Annotated in this window: 12 protein-coding genes and 1 tRNA gene; 3 read left to right on the plus strand and 10 right to left on the minus strand. The window is 50.0% G+C overall.

Annotated features, from left to right (window positions below):
- Positions 1 to 243 precede the first annotated feature (243 nt).
- Positions 244 to 320 (minus strand) — tRNA-Trp (locus ACRCZA_RS06705).
- 509 nt (positions 321 to 829) lie between these two features.
- Between ACRCZA_RS06705 and ACRCZA_RS06710 the strand changes: the two genes are divergently transcribed.
- Positions 830 to 1,168, plus strand: coding sequence for a PBPRA1643 family SWIM/SEC-C metal-binding motif protein (locus ACRCZA_RS06710; RefSeq protein WP_438673681.1), 339 nt, complete (start codon positions 830 to 832; stop codon positions 1,166 to 1,168).
- Positions 1,169 to 1,347: 179 nt separating this feature from the next.
- Here ACRCZA_RS06710 and ACRCZA_RS06715 read toward each other — a convergent pair whose 3' ends face one another.
- A complete protein-coding gene (locus tag ACRCZA_RS06715) occupies positions 1,348 to 2,280 on the minus strand; it encodes a DUF808 domain-containing protein (protein ID WP_438673682.1) in 933 nt (310 codons plus the stop codon).
- A gap of 279 nt (positions 2,281 to 2,559) precedes the next feature.
- Between ACRCZA_RS06715 and rpiA the strand changes: the two genes are divergently transcribed.
- Positions 2,560 to 3,222, plus strand: coding sequence for a ribose-5-phosphate isomerase RpiA (gene rpiA / locus ACRCZA_RS06720; RefSeq protein WP_438673683.1), 663 nt, complete (start codon positions 2,560 to 2,562; stop codon positions 3,220 to 3,222).
- A gap of 367 nt (positions 3,223 to 3,589) precedes the next feature.
- Here rpiA and ACRCZA_RS06725 read toward each other — a convergent pair whose 3' ends face one another.
- Positions 3,590 to 4,780 (minus strand): class I SAM-dependent rRNA methyltransferase, encoded by a 1,191-nt coding sequence (locus tag ACRCZA_RS06725; RefSeq protein WP_438673684.1) that lies wholly within the window; start codon positions 4,778 to 4,780, stop codon positions 3,590 to 3,592.
- A 664-nt stretch (positions 4,781 to 5,444) separates the two neighbouring features.
- On the opposite strand from ACRCZA_RS06725, the gene ACRCZA_RS06730 reads away from it, so the two are divergent.
- A complete protein-coding gene (locus ACRCZA_RS06730) occupies positions 5,445 to 6,533 on the plus strand; it encodes a methyl-accepting chemotaxis protein (RefSeq protein ID WP_438673685.1) in 1,089 nt (362 codons plus the stop codon).
- 293 nt (positions 6,534 to 6,826) lie between these two features.
- Here ACRCZA_RS06730 and ACRCZA_RS06735 read toward each other — a convergent pair whose 3' ends face one another.
- The 7 genes from ACRCZA_RS06735 to ACRCZA_RS06765 form a co-directional block, all read right to left on the minus strand.
- Positions 6,827 to 7,567: an RluA family pseudouridine synthase gene (locus tag ACRCZA_RS06735; protein ID WP_438673686.1), complete on the minus strand. Its 741-nt coding sequence runs from the start codon at positions 7,565 to 7,567 to the stop codon at positions 6,827 to 6,829.
- Positions 7,568 to 7,656: 89 nt separating this feature from the next.
- Positions 7,657 to 10,881, minus strand: coding sequence for a carbamoyl-phosphate synthase large subunit (gene carB, locus ACRCZA_RS06740; RefSeq protein ID WP_438673687.1), 3,225 nt, complete (start codon positions 10,879 to 10,881; stop codon positions 7,657 to 7,659).
- A 27-nt stretch (positions 10,882 to 10,908) separates the two neighbouring features.
- Positions 10,909 to 12,069, minus strand: a complete 1,161-nt coding sequence (gene carA / locus ACRCZA_RS06745) for a glutamine-hydrolyzing carbamoyl-phosphate synthase small subunit (RefSeq protein ID WP_438673688.1) — start codon at positions 12,067 to 12,069, stop codon at positions 10,909 to 10,911.
- A gap of 171 nt (positions 12,070 to 12,240) precedes the next feature.
- Entirely contained in the window at positions 12,241 to 13,053 is an 813-nt protein-coding gene (gene dapB, locus ACRCZA_RS06750) for a 4-hydroxy-tetrahydrodipicolinate reductase (RefSeq protein WP_438673689.1), read from the minus strand.
- Positions 13,054 to 13,126: 73 nt separating this feature from the next.
- Positions 13,127 to 13,744 carry an FKBP-type peptidyl-prolyl cis-trans isomerase gene (locus ACRCZA_RS06755; RefSeq protein WP_438673690.1) on the minus strand — a complete coding sequence of 206 codons (618 nt, stop codon included), beginning with the start codon at positions 13,742 to 13,744 and terminating at the stop codon, positions 13,127 to 13,129.
- A gap of 92 nt (positions 13,745 to 13,836) precedes the next feature.
- Positions 13,837 to 14,643, minus strand: a complete 807-nt coding sequence (locus ACRCZA_RS06760) for a M48 family metallopeptidase (protein WP_438673691.1) — start codon at positions 14,641 to 14,643, stop codon at positions 13,837 to 13,839.
- A 173-nt stretch (positions 14,644 to 14,816) separates the two neighbouring features.
- Positions 14,817 to 16,202 carry a DEAD/DEAH box helicase gene (locus tag ACRCZA_RS06765; protein WP_438673692.1) on the minus strand — a complete coding sequence of 462 codons (1,386 nt, stop codon included), beginning with the start codon at positions 16,200 to 16,202 and terminating at the stop codon, positions 14,817 to 14,819.
- Between the last annotated feature and the right edge of the window lie 63 nt (positions 16,203 to 16,265).

Genomic DNA, 16,265 nt, shown 5'->3' on the forward strand with positions numbered 1-16,265 from the left:
CAACTGCATGAAAAGAATGCCTGGATGCTACGAAGCTTACTGAGTGAATAACTCAGATCATCCCTTAAGCATCTTCATTCACGGCGGCATAAAAAAACCACAAGCCAGGCAATGCATTCTGTGCAATGAATCTAGCCCCTTATGCTCGTTAACAGGGGCACACACTCGCGGCGGATGTTGAGGTGACATTTTTTACACATAAGAAAACGGCTCGCATATTTCTATGCAAGCCGTTGTTTTATTTGGCAGGGGTGGCAGGACTCGAACCCGCAACCATCGGTTTTGGAGACCGCTGTTCTACCAATTGGAACTACACCCCTGTTGACGTGGGGCATTATGCTAAAAGCACTCCCAAAGGTAAAGGACTTTTTATAACAAAGCCGGTTAACTGAGGAATTTTCAAACAAGTGGCAGCCACGTTGTTGAATTTTACGCCATCACGCCGAAAAACCCACCATAACGGCCAGGCCAACTCGCGGGCATTATCCCGCTAAGGCTGCCAATCATGAAGATTAAGAGTCCTTGTCGAGACGATAAACGCATGTATCGAGCGATATTCATGCTCATTTGTGCTCAACCAATGTCAACTTTCGCGACGATTTAAGACGATTTAAGACGATTTAAGAGGTTTAGACACTTTTCGCCGCGCTTGAGCAAGCGGCGCGATGTCTGCCATCAATCAATTGGCGACCATGTTGCAGTAAGGCAGAGGGGCGCGCCCGCAGTTATTGAAAATAAATCGCCGTTCGATTTATAAACCAAGGCTTTTATAGTATAAGCGTCGTCAATTTCATCCACTCACCTATCCACCCTTTATATAGGATCGCCCATGTCTGACAAATTTTTCTTTAAAGGCCGCCGCACACCTAAGCCGAAACACGAAAGTTACGGTTACAACACCAAACGCGTGACTAAACCGGGCAGCGAAGCCTCTCCTCTCGCGCTGGTGGTTGGCAGCGAAGCGCGTAAACTCGAAGTGGCCGCCATGGTCGAGTTGCACCAATTGTTCGCCCATATCGAAATCAATCCAGAGGTGGCGGAAGATATCGTTGCCTTAGAAGGATTGCTCAATAAACCTAAGACCACGACCTTTGCCAAAAAACCAAACCGCAATGAGGCATGTGTTTGCGGTAGCGGCCAAAAATTTAAAAAGTGCTGCGGTCAGTAACGTTAACTTAATTCCCTTATGCCAGCGGGCTCTTTTGGCAGCAATGCAGTTGCAATCCCCACTAACAGCCCCTTTTTTTATTGGCATCACGATGGCTTCCCTCCGCGCTAACGCACCAAAACCGTAAGTGCCATGCTAACGCGCCAATGGCCGCAATCCCGCCAACAGCCTTAAACTCGTCAACCGCGCAGGCGCGTAATTCCTGCCATGGCAACCACCGCAATGGCCCCCGCCAATACCCCAACGAGGCCATTCAGTATGCTTGGCACAACTAATCCAAGTAACGGTCCTATCATCGCTAAAGAGTCTACCGCTTGCTGGACAAGATGGATCTGCTCACCAATGCGATGAATGCCATGGGTTAAAATCCCGCCCCCCACCATAAACATGGCAGCAGTACCAATAATGCTTAGGCTCTTCATCAATAGAGGGGCGGCATTTAATAGCGCAAAACCCAGTTTACGATTCAATTGCATCATCAACGTTTGACCTTGGCGCTGACTAAGATACAAACCCGCATCATCCATTTTCACAATGGCGGCAACGAGTCCATATACGCCGATGGTCATCACCATGCTAATCACGGCTAAGGTAAAAAACTGCGTCGATAGTGGCATATCAGCCACCACACCCAAGGTAATGGCAATAATTTCAGCCGAAAGAACAAAATCGGTGCGGATGGCACCTTTGACTTTTTCAGCCTCATAGGTGGCTAAATCGGTGTGTTGAGCGAGCGGGGTTTCGGTGGTGTGCTGATGCTGTTGTTTGTCTTTATGGTGTTGATAACTGTGATGCAGTTTTTCAAACCCTTCATAACACAAAAATAGTCCACCAAACATCAACAAGGGCGTTACCGCCCAGGGAATAAAGGCGCTGATCAGCATCGCTGCTGGAACTAAAATCAATTTATTGCGAAATGAGCCTAAGGCCACCGCCCACACCACAGGTAATTCCCTATCGGCGCTAACCCCTGTCACTTGCTGGGCATTTAGGGCTAAATCATCACCTAAAACCCCCGCCGTTTTTTTTGCTGCCATCTTACTCATTACCGCAATATCATCCAAAATTGATGCAATATCGTCGAGTAAGGTTAATAAACTTGCCCCTGCCATAAATACTTCCTTATATCCTTGTGATGGATTCATGTTAGCTTAAGTGTGATGCAATACGTATCTCTCTATGACTTAACCAAGCGCCGAGCGGCGGCGTCCAACGACGATACTCAGTGCAATCCTGCTGACCTGGCTATCTGATAGTAATATCTAGGATATACCCCAAATGGCGCAATGACACCATTGAGTCATAACATCATCTTAATAACACCACATGATTAGCCGAAAAAGAGTATACTAAGCCCCAATTTTTACTCATTGCCGTAACAGGATGTCACTATGACTCAAGATGAAATGAAAAAAGCTGCCGCCTGGGCTGCACTCAAATACGTTGAAAGAGACAGTATTGTAGGAGTTGGTACAGGATCGACCGTGAATCACTTTATTGATGCACTGGCAACCATGAAATTCGATATCGAAGCGGCGGTCTCCAGCTCCGAGGCATCCACTCAAAAATTGAAAGCCCTTGGCATCCCCGTGTATGACCTAAACAGTGTCGATCGTTTATCTGTGTATGTTGATGGTGCCGATGAAATTAACGGCCACATGGACATGATCAAGGGTGGCGGCGCAGCATTAACCCGCGAAAAGATTGTCGCCGCGGTGGCAGACAAGTTTATCTGTATCGTTGATAACACCAAGCAAGTTGACATCCTCGGCGAGTTCCCGCTGCCTGTTGAGGTGATACCTATGGCGCGCTCCTATGTGGCCCGTCAGTTAGTCAAATTAGGCGGCGATCCTGTGTATCGTGAAGGCGTGGTGACCGATAACGGTAACGTGATCCTCGATGTATACAATCTTAAGATCCTCAATCCAAAAGAATTAGAAGATAAAATTAATGGGATTGTCGGCGTAGTGACTAACGGCCTATTTGCCAAACGTGGCGCAGATGTGTTGCTCGTTGGCACGCCTAACGGAGTCAATACGATTATCGCCAAATAGCGGAGCGCTATCGCGGATATTGTCGCCCCCAACTGCGGCGATCAGCAACCGTGACAAGCATGCCCATAACAAGCATGCCCGTAATAACAACCCATATAACAATGCCAGCCACTTCAGCAAGTGGCTGGCATTTTTTGATGCCATTTTTTGATACAAAAGTGGAGAGCGGGTTTAAGCGATACCTTAAGCTGATAAACCATCCATCAGCTCAGTTTGCAGCCCTCCAAGACGGTTGAGAGCAAGGCGCTTAACTCACCTGAGTGATAACAAGCACCTTCGCACAAGGGGCCTAAATTAAGCTGCAAGCGACCGAGTCACAGCGCAAACTTATCGCTATCGAGGGGCCCCCCCCCAACGCCTATCAGGGTTACCAAGCTCTCGCAACAAGACCTTTAAGGTAAAATCCTTCAGGGAAGGCGCCACCAATGGGATGATCGCTGGCTTGACTTAAGCGCTCGATAAACTGTATTTCACGCTTTGCATCTAACGCCGCATCGGCCACAATTTTTTGGAACAGATCCGCCGGCATTAAGCCTGAGCAGGAGAAGGTTAATAACACCCCACCCGGATTAAGCAACTGCAAGGCAATCATATTGATATCTTTATAGCCACGACAGGCACCATTTAATTGGGCCTTGTTATCGGCAAACTTTGGCGGGTCAAGCACGATCACATCGAAGGTTTTACCCTCATCACGGTATTGGCGCAGCAACTTAAACACATCGGCTTCGTGATAATGCACATGCTCATCATTTAAGTCATTGAGGCGCATATTTAACTGCGCGGTAGCAAGGGCCAAGGAAGAAACGTCGACGTTCTCAATGCTCGCGGCGCCGGCCTTAGCGGCATACAAGCCAAAGGTTCCGGTATAACAAAAACAATTGAGTACGGATTTGCCCTTCACAAAGCGGGCGGCAATGGCACGATTATCCCGCTGATCCAGATAAAACCCCGTCTTATGCCCCTTAGTCACATCCACGGCGATCTTGATCCCATTTTCTTCAATCACGACCGGCATGGCGGGTAAATTACCGTGCAATAAGCCCGTCACCGGGAGCAGACCTTCTTTTTTACGCGAGTCCACGTCGGAGCGCTCGTAAATTGCACAATCAGGGTACTGCTCGGCCAGTAACTCGACTAAGGTATCGCGCCAATATTCCGCGCCAGTACTGAGCAATTGGCAAACAATGACATTGGCATATTTGTCTATGGTGATCCCCGGCAAGCCATCGGACTCGGCGGCAATCAAGCGATAGCCCGTTAACCCTTGCTCACGAATTAAATCATTACGGCCCAATTGCGCACGCTGTAAGCGCCTTGCAAAAAAATCGCGGTCGATTTGCTCTTCACGATTAAAAGTCCAAATCCGCACTTGGATTTGCGACTCGGGTGACCAAGCGCCGCGGCCTAACCAATGGCCATCATGGGCAACCACATCAACGGTTTCGCCGGCCTCAGGCTTTCCTTTAATATTATGAATTGCATTAGAAAATACCCAAGGATGGTGGCGCTCAAGTGACTTTTCTCGCCCAGGTTTAAGTTTGATTCTGCTAGCCATAGTCTTGCCTTTGAAATGGTGCCGCTGTTAAAAGCTGCCGTTTGCTGAAAAAGTACCGCTTGCTGAAAAGTGCCGTCAAAAACGGGAGACGGATAATATACCCTATGCCCTTTGAGTGCGAGCAGCTCCCGAAAATGGCCTAATAAAGCTGGCGTACTTTACAAATAGACTTAGGATCATACCCTATTTTGCGCCTAAACCCGCACTAAATGGCGCAGGCAGCCCATGCTAAGGCGGCACCACTCACAGTTCACGGCGAATCACGGTTAAAAGTGCGCCGAAGCGTGAGCAACGATGACGAAATTCAACGCGCGATATCGCTAACATGTGGCTCAACGCGCTGGCCTGAAACATGTCACAGAGCGACCCCAAACTATTGCCACCCCAGTCAATATCCCGCATTTCAGCGCGCACCAGCGAACAACATACGCTGCACGTCCTCACCTAATGGTGAGTTTATTTGCTCTTCGTCATCATTTAATCATTCTATTGAAAAAACAGAAGAATTCAGTGCGCGGTTCAGCTAACATTCGCGCGGTTAACATTAAATAATTTATAAAAAGAAATTTTAACAAACGATATTAACGGGTTAGCTTGGTTTCGCACGGTATCGTGCGGCTTCACGCGTGATTGAATAATTGATAAACAAAGTTTAGAGGTTTTTATGTGGTTTAACTCCAAGCTCAAAGCAGAAAACGTTCAGCTAAAACAGCAACTTGTAGAGCAGCAGCATCAATATCAGCTGGAAATCGATGAGCTCAAGGCCATGGCCAGAGAGAACGAAATCATGCAGCAACAATCACGTCAAACCTCAGATCAGTTTAATGAGGTCATCGCCTGTCAAAACCTCGGCGGCAACATGCTCAACACCATTCGTGATGGCCTAGCCACCAGTGCTGAGCTACTGACCGATGAAGAAAAGTCCCTCTTTGAACTTGAAAAAATCTTCGACCAAACTCGTAATGCCATTAATAACTTAGGCATTCGAGCAGCGAACATTAATCAACAGGCAGAACAAAGTATGCAGGCGGTTGTGGAGCTTGATGCCACCACCTCCTCAATTAACCAGTTTGTCGCTGCGATTCAAGGTATTTCTGAACAAACCAATTTACTGGCACTCAATGCCGCCATCGAAGCGGCTCGCGCTGGTGAAGCTGGCCGCGGATTTGCGGTGGTTGCCGACGAAGTACGGCAGCTGGCCAGCAAAGCCCATGAAGCCAGCAGCCAAATAGAAAAACTGGTTAAGCAAATTGTTGCTCAAGCATCGGATATCAAAAATATTGTGAATAATAATCAAGTGAGTGCCGTGGATATTGGTGCCTCATCAACCCAAATTGGCCAAGTGGTTGAGGAGGTATTACAGCGCTCCCATAAGATGCAATTGGTGATCCATAACGCGGCCACGGCCTCCTTCCTCAATACCACGAAACTCGATCACGCCGTGTGGAAGAGCAGCGTCTATCAATTGGTCGAAAAACCTAATCCCAATCAGCATCTCAGCTCCCATACTGAGTGTCGCCTAGGTCAATGGTACAGCAATGGTTATGGCGCCCAGAATTATCAACATCTCAGCCAATTTAAAGCGCTAGATGCACCGCACAAGGCGGTACATGAGGCAGGCAAAGCGGCGCTCTTGGCGCGCAATAAAGGGGATCTCATCGAGATGGTCAAACAGTTGCACCACATGGAAGACTCCAGCATGCGTGTCGTGCATTGCCTCGATAACCTGATGCGCGAAGCTGAGCGCAACTAGCGGCTAGGTTCAACACCACTTAATAAACCAAGTGTTCTGGCCAGGGGATGCCCTGGCCAAGCTGTATTATCTAGCTACAGTCGCGATGCACTCCGTTAGCGACAATGCTTATCCTATAAGATTATCCCCTCTGAAATGCACCTATCCCTTCTGCAATGCACCTATCCCTTTCATGTGCTATCAATACGTCCAAATCGCCGACGCTAGCGGCTGTGCGAAAATCATGCTCGCGACAACCTAGGTGTAAACGCGACGCTTAGGGGATGCATCACATCGATACCCCCTGCCTGTAACTAAAATGGGCATTCACAAACCCACGCCATCGGCGAGCCAGTTATTGGATGGATAAAAGCTAAACCGGTGGCATGGAGCATCAGCCGCTGATGAGAAACAGCCTCACCATCCCCCCCCTTCACCATGTTTGCGCTTACCTGCGCGCTGGCACTGGCACCGACACCACCATACAAATCACAACCCAAAATAGAGTGGCCGAGTTGCTGGCTATGGATCCGCAGTTGATGGGTACGACCTGAGATTGGGGTAAATTTCACCCGCGTGGCAAAAGGCACCGTTAAGCGCTCCAGCACTTGGTAGTGAGTCAGCGCGGCTTTACCGCTGCTGTGACAAATTTTTTGTAATGGGAAATGGTCGCTATCCTTCGCGATTGGCAGCTCAATCAGTCCGCTGTCCTCGGCGAGGTGCCCATGGAGCAAGGCGGTGTAATATTTTTGCACAGTGCGCGCTTGAAACTGCTTAGTCAATAAGCCATTTACAGCCTTGTTGAGCGCCACGAGCATAATTCCTGAGGTGCCAAAATCGAGGCGGTGTACTAGGGTCGCCCCCGGAAAATCCTGTACTAGGCGATAATGCACTGAATCTAAGTTGCGTGGATTTTTGCCCGATAAGCTTAATAATCCGCTCGGCTTATCGATCAGTAAAATATCGCTATCTTGATAAAGAATGCGGATCTGCCCTTCACAGGGCGGCGCAATAAAACTATCGGCCTTGACGACTGGTGCAGCAATAGGGGGCATTCGCTTTCCAAGGGTGGATAATATCCACAAAAAATAAGGCCGTATAACCTAAGGTATACGGCCTTAATGGACAGAATTAACGCCTTGGCTTATTTTGCCAATATGCGTTGATGCAGCTCTTGCACTGAGGTCACATTGGTACGATCGTCAGCAGCATGGGCCATACAGGTGGCAAATGCGGCGTTCATGGTCGTGGTGTAGTTCACCTTGTAACGCAGGGCGCCGCGGCGTAATTGCCGTGAGTCTTCAATCGCTTGACGGCCTTCAGTCGTGTTCACGATATAGGTGTATTCACCGTTCTTGATACGGTCAAGAATGTGTGGACGACCTTCGTGTACCTTGTTCACTAAGCGAGGGTTGATCCCCGCTTCACCAAGGATAACCGCTGTACCGTGGGTCGCATCGATTTGATAACCCAGCTCAATCAGCTTAGCGGCTAAGTCGGCAACGCGTTTCTTGTCGCTGTTACGCACAGACAGTAGCGCACGGCCAGATTTAGGCACTTCAGACGTCGCCCCTAACTGCGCCTTCGCATAGGCTTCGGCGAAGGTATCGCCCACACCCATGACCTCACCGGTTGAGCGCATTTCTGGGCCTAACAGTGGGTCAACGCCAGGGAACTTGTTGAATGGCAGGACCACTTCTTTCACAGAGTAGAAAGGCGGGATCACTTCTTCAGTAAAGTTTTGCGACTTCAAGCTTTGGCCCGCCATCACGCGCGCAGCAATCTTCGCTAACGGTACGCCAGTCGCCTTGGACACAAATGGCACAGTACGGGCCGCGCGTGGGTTAACTTCAATCATGTAGATTTCGTTATCTTTTACGGCAAACTGTACGTTCATCAGACCGACTACACCGAGTTCCATCGCCAACTTGCCGACTTGCACGCGCATGCGATCTTGGATTTCTTGGCTTAAGGTGTAAGGTGGCAAAGAACAACCAGAGTCACCTGAGTGCACGCCCGCCTGCTCGATATGCTCCATGATGGCGCCGATAACCACGGTTTCACCGTCACAAACAGCGTCGATATCCACTTCGATAGCATCGTCTAAGAAGTGATCTAACAGTACTGGAGACGCGTTAGACACACTGACCGCTTCGTTAAAGTAGCGCAGTAAGTCCTGTTGATCGTACACGATTTCCATCGCACGGCCGCCCAGTACATAGGATGGGCGCACCACCAGCGGATAACCGATACGCTCAGCAGCAATCACCGCACCTTCTACCGTGGTCACGGTATCGTTTTCCGGCTGCTTCATCTCTAAGCGTTGAATCGCCTGTTGGAAACGCTCACGGTCTTCCGCGCGGTCAATCGCATCTGGGCTAGTACCGATAATTGGCACTCCCGCCGCCTCAAGGGCGCGAGCCAGTTTCAGCGGTGTTTGACCACCGTACTGCACGATAACGCCTTTTGGCTTCTCGATACGGACGATTTCTAACACGTCTTCTAATGTGACGGGCTCGAAGTACAGACGATCTGAGGTGTCGTAGTCGGTTGACACGGTTTCAGGGTTACAGTTCACCATAATGGTTTCGTAACCGTCTTCACGCAGCGCTAGCGCCGCATGCACACAGCAATAGTCGAACTCGATACCTTGACCAATACGGTTTGGACCACCACCCAATACCATGATTTTCTCACGGTCAGAGGGGTTAGCCTCACACTCTTCCTCATAGGTTGAGTACATGTAAGCGGTGTCAGTGGCAAACTCAGCGGCGCAGGTATCCACGCGTTTGTAGACAGGGTGCAGATTAAAGCGATCGCGCAATTTGCGCACTTCGGCTTCACTGACACCTAAAACGGCGGCTAAACGCGCATCGGCAAAGCCTTTGCGTTTCAGTTTACGCAGTAAGTCTTCGTTTAATCCCGCCAAGCCAACGTCAGCCACTTGACCTTCTAATTGGATGAGCTCTTCAATTTGCACCAAGAACCAAGGGTCAATATTGGTCAGGCGGAAGATTTCATCCAAGGTTAACCCTGCACGCATCGCATCGGCAATGTACCAAATGCGGTCACAACCTGGCTCTTTGAGCTCAAGGCGAATACGGGCTAAAGCATCAGGCTTAGCTAAATCGGTGATGGGATCGAGGCCATGGCGGCTAACTTCAAGGCCACGCAGAGCTTTTTGTAAAGACTCTTGGAAAGTACGGCCAATGGCCATCACTTCACCCACAGACTTCATCTGGGTGGTTAAGCGATCGTTGGAACCGGCGAACTTTTCAAAGTTAAAACGAGGGACTTTAGTCACCACATAGTCGATTGCAGGCTCGAACGACGCCGGCGTGCGACCGCCAGTGATGTCATTCATCAGCTCATCGAGGGTGAAACCGACCGCTAACTTGGCAGCGATTTTCGCAATCGGGAAGCCGGTTGCTTTTGATGCCAGTGCCGATGAACGCGATACCCGTGGGTTCATCTCGATGATGACCATACGACCATCTTTCGGGTTGATACCAAACTGAACGTTGGAACCACCGGTCTCCACACCAATCTCACGCAGTACTGCCATAGAGGCGTTACGCATCAATTGGTATTCTTTATCGGTCAGCGTTTGCGCGGGTGCTACGGTAATAGAGTCGCCAGTGTGCACGCCCATTGGGTCGAAGTTTTCGATAGAACAGACGATGATGCAGTTGTCGTTACGGTCACGCACCACTTCCATCTCGTATTCTTTCCAACCGATGAGGCTCTCGTCGATAAGCAGCTCTTTGGTGGGCGATAAATCTAAGCCTTGAGAGCAGATCTCTTCGAACTCTTCCTTGTTATAGGCGATACCACCGCCTGAACCACCCATAGTAAATGAAGGGCGGATAATACAAGGGAATCCCACTTGGTCGAGTACCTTGTAGGCCTCTTCCATGCTGTGGGCGATACCTGCACGAGGACATTCTAAACCAATGCGTTTCATCGCTTGGTCAAAACGGCTACGATCTTCGGCTTTGTCGATGGCGTCGGCGGTGGCACCAATCATTTCAACATTAAATTCAGCCAAGACACCTTTAGCTTCTAATTCTAAGGCGCAGTTGAGCGCGGTTTGACCGCCCATGGTCGGCAAAATCGCATCGGGGCGCTCTTTCGCAATAATATTGCGCACCACTTCCCAGTGGATTGGCTCGATATAGGTCGCATCGGCCATTTCAGGGTCGGTCATAATGGTGGCGGGGTTAGAGTTCACCAGAATGACACGGTAACCCTCTTCACGCAGGGCTTTACACGCCTGAGCGCCGGAATAATCAAATTCACATGCCTGACCAATCACAATTGGGCCGGCGCCTAGGATAAGAATACTCTTGATATCTGTACGTTTTGGCATTGCTTCTCTCTTCTCCTAGCTTGCGTACTACTTGGCGTTCTGACGGTATGTTTCGATAAGCTCGATAAAATGATCGAACAATGGCGCGGCATCGTTCGGGCCTGGGCTCGCTTCTGGGTGTCCCTGGAAGCTAAACGCAGGCTTATCGGTTAAATGGATACCTTGCAGTGAACCATCGAACAGTGACTTATGAGTCACTTTAATATTGGCCGGTAAGGTGGCTTCATCAGCAGCAAAACCGTGGTTTTGGCTGGTGATCATCACGTTACCTTGCTCAATATTGCTCACCGGGTGGTTAGCACCGTGGTGACCAAACTTCATCTTTAAGGTTTTCGCGCCGGATGCCAATGCCAGTAACTGGTGGCCTAAACAGATCCCAAAAATCGGCGTATCGGTTTTTAAGATTTGTTGAATCGCTTCAATCGCGTAATCGCAAGGCGCTGGATCGCCTGGGCCGTTCGAGAGGAACACCCCGTCAGGATTCATCGCTAACACCTCGGATGCCGGGGTTTTTGCAGGCACGACTGTGACATCGCAGCCACGGTCAACCAACATGCGCAGAATGTTTTGCTTAACACCGTAGTCATAGGCAACCACTTTGTATTTAAGCTCACTTGCTGGCGTGTCTGCAGGCAAGCCACCGACTAAACGCCAGCTCCCTTTACGCCATTGATAAGCTTTCGCGGTTGTCACCTCTTTGGCTAAATCCATGCCTTTTAAACCGGGGAACGCTTTAGCCGCAGCAAGGGCCTGAGCCGCATCCACTTCGGTACCGGCCATAATACAGCCAGCCTGCGCACCTTTTTCACGCAGAATACGGGTTAACTTGCGGGTATCAATATCGGCGATGCCAACCACATTGTTGGCTTTAAGATAATCACTTAAGCTTTGTTGATTGCGGAAACTGCTTGCGATGAGCGGAAGATCACGAATGATAAGACCACAAGCGTGAACCCCATCGGATTCAATATCCTCATCATTGGTACCAGTGTTGCCTATGTGTGGGTAGGTTAATGTTACAATCTGGCGCGAATAGGATGGATCAGTTAAAATTTCTTGGTAACCTGTCATGGAAGTGTTAAAAACAACTTCACCAACAGAGAGTCCATCGGCACCAATTGCTGTGCCAGTGAATACGGTTCCATCTTCAAGTACGAGTAAGGCAGACTTTGTCAACGCGACCTCCATAAAGAGCCAAGCCACTGAAATGTAATGATTTTGTTTTGTGCTAAGATACCAATTTCCGCTGTTTTACGAAATTTTGACAAATTCCAGCGATTTTATAGGAAAAACACAAATCCGTCTATGCATTGCAAACCAAGTGCAAAAAAAAACGCCACTTTGGCGTTTTTTTATTAATTAATTCAAGCCTAAAACCTGCTGCATATCATAAAGGCCCGGTTCTTGCTCCACCACCCACTGAGCAGCACGCATTGCGCCATTGGCAAAGGTCATCCGGCTCGACGCCTTGTGAGTGATCTCTAACCGCTCACCGATATCGGCAAACAGGGCGGTGTGCTCACCCACTAAATCCCCGGCACGAATGGTCGCAAAACCGATGGTTTCACGATCGCGCTCACCGGTGATCCCTTCACGGCCATAAACCGCACATTTTTCTAAATCGCGCCCTAAAGTCTTCGCGATCACTTCACCCATTTTTAACGCGGTACCGGAAGGCGCATCTTTTTTATGGCGGTGGTGACCTTCGATAATTTCGATATCGGTGTAATCGCCCATGACCTCTGCGGCCAATTCAAGCAATTTCCACATTAAATTCACACCAACTGACATGTTTGGCGCCATCACGACCGGAGTTTGTTCGGCAAAGGCATTGATCTGCTCTTTTTGCGCATGATTAAACCCCGTGGTGCCAATCACCATGGCTTTTTTATGGCGCACACACCAATCTAAGTGGACAATGCTGGCTTCGGGCGCGGTGAAATCAATCAACACATCAAAGTCATCAGTCACATAATCGAGTGAATCCATAATGATGACATTTAACTTACCCACACCCGCAAGCTCACCCGCATCAACGCCAATTAAACTCGAGCCAGCACGTTCTATGGCCGCGCCCAGTCGAATCGCATCTTGTTGATAAGCTGCTTCAATAAGAGTGCGCCCCATGCGACCACCCGCACCGACAATGGCAACTCTCACTTGTCCACCCATGTGTATCTCCTCAAAATCGGTTCAGCCATGCTATACAAAAACGCCTAAGACAGGCTTAGGCGTTTCAATCAGATTAGACGATGTCTAACAATTCCACTTCAAACACTAATGTGGAATAAGGCGGGATAGAAGCGCCCGCGCCACGCTCACCGTAAGCTAAGTGATGTGGGACATACAGCTTTAACTTAGTGCCAACTGGCATCAATTGCAGGGCTTCAGTCCAACCTGCGATCACGCCAGAGACGGGGAACTCGGCTGGTTGACCACGCACCACTGAACTATCAAACACTTCACCATTGATAAAAGAACCATGGTAGTGAGTGCGAACGGTATCTTCATAGGTCGGTTTAGCGCCATCACCTTGAACTAATACTTCGTATTGCAGACCAGATTCGGTCACAGTCACCTCGGCACGCTGAGCGTTTTGCGCTAAAAACGCATCACCTTCAGCAGATGCAGCTGCGGCAGCTTGCTCTTGGGCAGCTTGCAGACGGCGGCTAATTTCAGTAAATGCAACCTGCATATCTTGCATAGCGACAGCACTTTCAAGCCCGGCAAATGCATCGGCTAAGCCCGCTTGTACGGCAGCAATATCCACACCTTCAAAAGAATTGGCAGCTAATTGCTCACCCATTTGACGGCCTACACCGTAGCTTGCTTGCTGTTCAACAGTACTGAATTTATCTGACATAATTTATGACTCTCATTGATCAGTGGAATTTTGCGCGCCAGTTTACCATAGTTCCTGTCGCTCTGCTGATAAACCCGCAGCATATTTCATGGTTAACGAGGCAAGACGCATTGGTTTTTTCCTGGGGAAGCCTGCTGATAAAGCGGCTGAACCTGCGTTTGCAATTGTGCTAGTTGCACAATTCGCTGCTCGTTTGATGGGTGAGTGGATAAAAATTGCGGCCCTTGGCTCCCGCCAACTTTTGCCATATTTTGCCACAGCACCACGCTTTGGGATGGATCAAAGCCTGCGCGCGCCATCAGCTCTAAGCCCATGATATCGGCCTCACTCTCTTGGGCACGCCCAAAAGGTAAAATGATCCCCACCTGCGCTCCCAGTCCGAGGGCCGCCATATAGGCATTACGATTAGCCACTCCGCCCACGCCTAATGCGACATCGGCGATTTGCATCCCCACATTGGTTAATTGCCCGCGAGAAACCTGTTCATTGCCATGTTGCGCCAGCACATGGGCAACCTCATGGCCAATCACCGTCGCCAATTGATCCGGCGTAGTGGCCACCTTCAGCAGCCCGGTATACACCCCAATATGGCCCCCCGGCAGCGCAAACGCGTTGACCTGCTCAGAATCAAACAACACCACATCCCAACGCTGGGTTTGATCCGGCAGCTGAGAAGTGATCCGGCTCGCGACACATTGCACATATTGGGTCAGCTTTTTATCGCTGCTCAGCTTTTGCTGCTTTTTCATTTCCGCAAACGAAGCATCCCCCATTTGCTGCATCTGCGCAGGAGAATAGAGCAAGGTTTGCCCGCGCCCCGTGGGCGACTGTGTGGTCGCGCAGCCCGATACCCCTAACGCCGCGCCCAGTAATACTGCTGCCAACATCATTGATTTCATCTAAAACGCCCCCATCCAATATTGAGTTAACGCCTGCCATTGTTAGGCAGAACGCTTGCCTATCAGCATGTTACAAGGTGCGAGCCCATATGCCAATTGCCGATTGTAAACTCACGACTCACATTGATAACTCACATTGTTGAGTCACATGGTTAACGCCTTGGACTAGCGCGTTAGCCCTTGGGCTTAAATGCTTTGGCGCTGTGCTTATTAATACTACGGCGATTCGCCTGTTTATCCCGCGGCGCTCGCTTACGCTCAACCTTAGCGTCTGCAGGATGCAAACTGTTGGCACTCGGCTTATCCGTAACCGGAAATTCGGCTAACGTCGCAAGAGGTAACTCGCGCTCAGTTAAACGACGAATGGCGGTTAAACTGAGCATTTCACCGTGGCACACTAAGGAAATCGCCAGCCCTTTCGCCCCCGCTCGCGCGGTGCGGCCAATGCGGTGCACATACACCGGTGCACTGGTGGGCAAATCGAGGTTGATCACCACCGGCAAGGCATCAACATGAATGCCACGCGCCATTAAATCGGTCGCCACCAACACTTGAATACGATGGGCTTTAAAGTCCGCCAAGGTTTGGCTGCGCACGGTTTGATCTTTTTCACCATGGAGCGCGGCAGCGCGAATTCCCGCCTTGACCAACCGTTTAGCCACGGCATCCACATCATCACGGGCACTGATAAACACCAGTACCTGCGGCCATTGATATTGTGTTAATAGGGCGATTAATGCCTGCGCCTTACTGCCCTTATTGACTAAATACAGCTGCTCTTCGATTGCGGCGGTCACCGAATTACGCGAGTGAGCCTCAAGCCGCAGCGGATGATGGGTGAGCAATTTACCCGCCAAAGCATCCAAATCCTCGGGCAGCGTGGCAGAAAACAACAAGGTTTGCTTACGCTTAGGCATCATTGCCAGTAGCTTTTGCATGTCGGGCCAAAAGCCCATTTGCAGCAAACGATCGGCTTCGTCTAGCACTAGGTGTTTAATCGAATCAAGGCTGATATGGGACTGCTCACATAAATCCAGTAATCGCCCCGGGGTGGCCACCACCAGCTGCGGCTTAGCGGCAAGTTCAGCTAATTGCTCTTCCTGCGCAATGCCGCCACAGAGGAGCTGAATCTTCAAAGGGAACGGTGCTAACTGACTCGCCAGCGCTTGCAGCGCCTTAGTGACCTGCTGCGCTAACTCGCGCGTCGGCACCAGCACCAATGCCAGCACCGGTGATTCCGCCCCTGATTTAGCGCTCGGTAATGGGGGTTGCGGCGCTAGAAGTTGTTCCATGTGTTGATGAATGGCTTGATGAACGGCTTCATGAACGGCTTGCAGCAGGGGCAAACCAAAAGCGAGGGTTTTACCACTCCCAGTTTGCGACAGCGCTAACACATCCCGCCCTGCCAAAATCGCCGGAATCGCCAATTGCTGCACCCGCGTAGGCAGCGCAACCTTGGCAGGCAAGGCCGTAATTAACGCCGCATTTAAGCCTAGCTCGGCAAAGGTTAACGACTCAGGGGAAGACTCTGGGGAAGAAAAAGGCTTAGGAATGGTCATCACAACACCGCTTAAAACATGGGAGCGAAAGTTTACGCAGAGTTGGCACTTAATACCAATGTT

The organism is Shewanella sp. (genome assembly GCF_051658185.1).
Classification (GTDB): Bacteria; Pseudomonadota; Gammaproteobacteria; order Enterobacterales; family Shewanellaceae; genus Shewanella.

What these genes read in the sequence shown, in the direction of transcription:
- ACRCZA_RS06710 (WP_438673681.1), top strand. Translation starts at nt 830, where the DNA reads ATGTCTGACAAATTTTTCTTTAAAGGCCGCCGCACACCTAAGCCGAAA.
- ACRCZA_RS06715 (WP_438673682.1), bottom strand. Translation starts at nt 2,280, where the DNA reads ATGGCAGGGGCAAGTTTATTAACCTTACTCGACGATATTGCATCAATT.
- rpiA (WP_438673683.1), top strand. Translation starts at nt 2,560, where the DNA reads ATGACTCAAGATGAAATGAAAAAAGCTGCCGCCTGGGCTGCACTCAAA.
- ACRCZA_RS06725 (WP_438673684.1), bottom strand. Translation starts at nt 4,780, where the DNA reads ATGGCTAGCAGAATCAAACTTAAACCTGGGCGAGAAAAGTCACTTGAG.
- ACRCZA_RS06730 (WP_438673685.1), top strand. Translation starts at nt 5,445, where the DNA reads ATGTGGTTTAACTCCAAGCTCAAAGCAGAAAACGTTCAGCTAAAACAG.
- ACRCZA_RS06735 (WP_438673686.1), bottom strand. Translation starts at nt 7,567, where the DNA reads ATGCCCCCTATTGCTGCACCAGTCGTCAAGGCCGATAGTTTTATTGCG.
- carB (WP_438673687.1), bottom strand. Translation starts at nt 10,881, where the DNA reads ATGCCAAAACGTACAGATATCAAGAGTATTCTTATCCTAGGCGCCGGC.
- carA (WP_438673688.1), bottom strand. Translation starts at nt 12,069, where the DNA reads ATGGAGGTCGCGTTGACAAAGTCTGCCTTACTCGTACTTGAAGATGGA.
- dapB (WP_438673689.1), bottom strand. Translation starts at nt 13,053, where the DNA reads ATGGGTGGACAAGTGAGAGTTGCCATTGTCGGTGCGGGTGGTCGCATG.
- ACRCZA_RS06755 (WP_438673690.1), bottom strand. Translation starts at nt 13,744, where the DNA reads ATGTCAGATAAATTCAGTACTGTTGAACAGCAAGCAAGCTACGGTGTA.
- ACRCZA_RS06760 (WP_438673691.1), bottom strand. Translation starts at nt 14,643, where the DNA reads ATGAAATCAATGATGTTGGCAGCAGTATTACTGGGCGCGGCGTTAGGG.
- ACRCZA_RS06765 (WP_438673692.1), bottom strand. Translation starts at nt 16,202, where the DNA reads ATGACCATTCCTAAGCCTTTTTCTTCCCCAGAGTCTTCCCCTGAGTCG.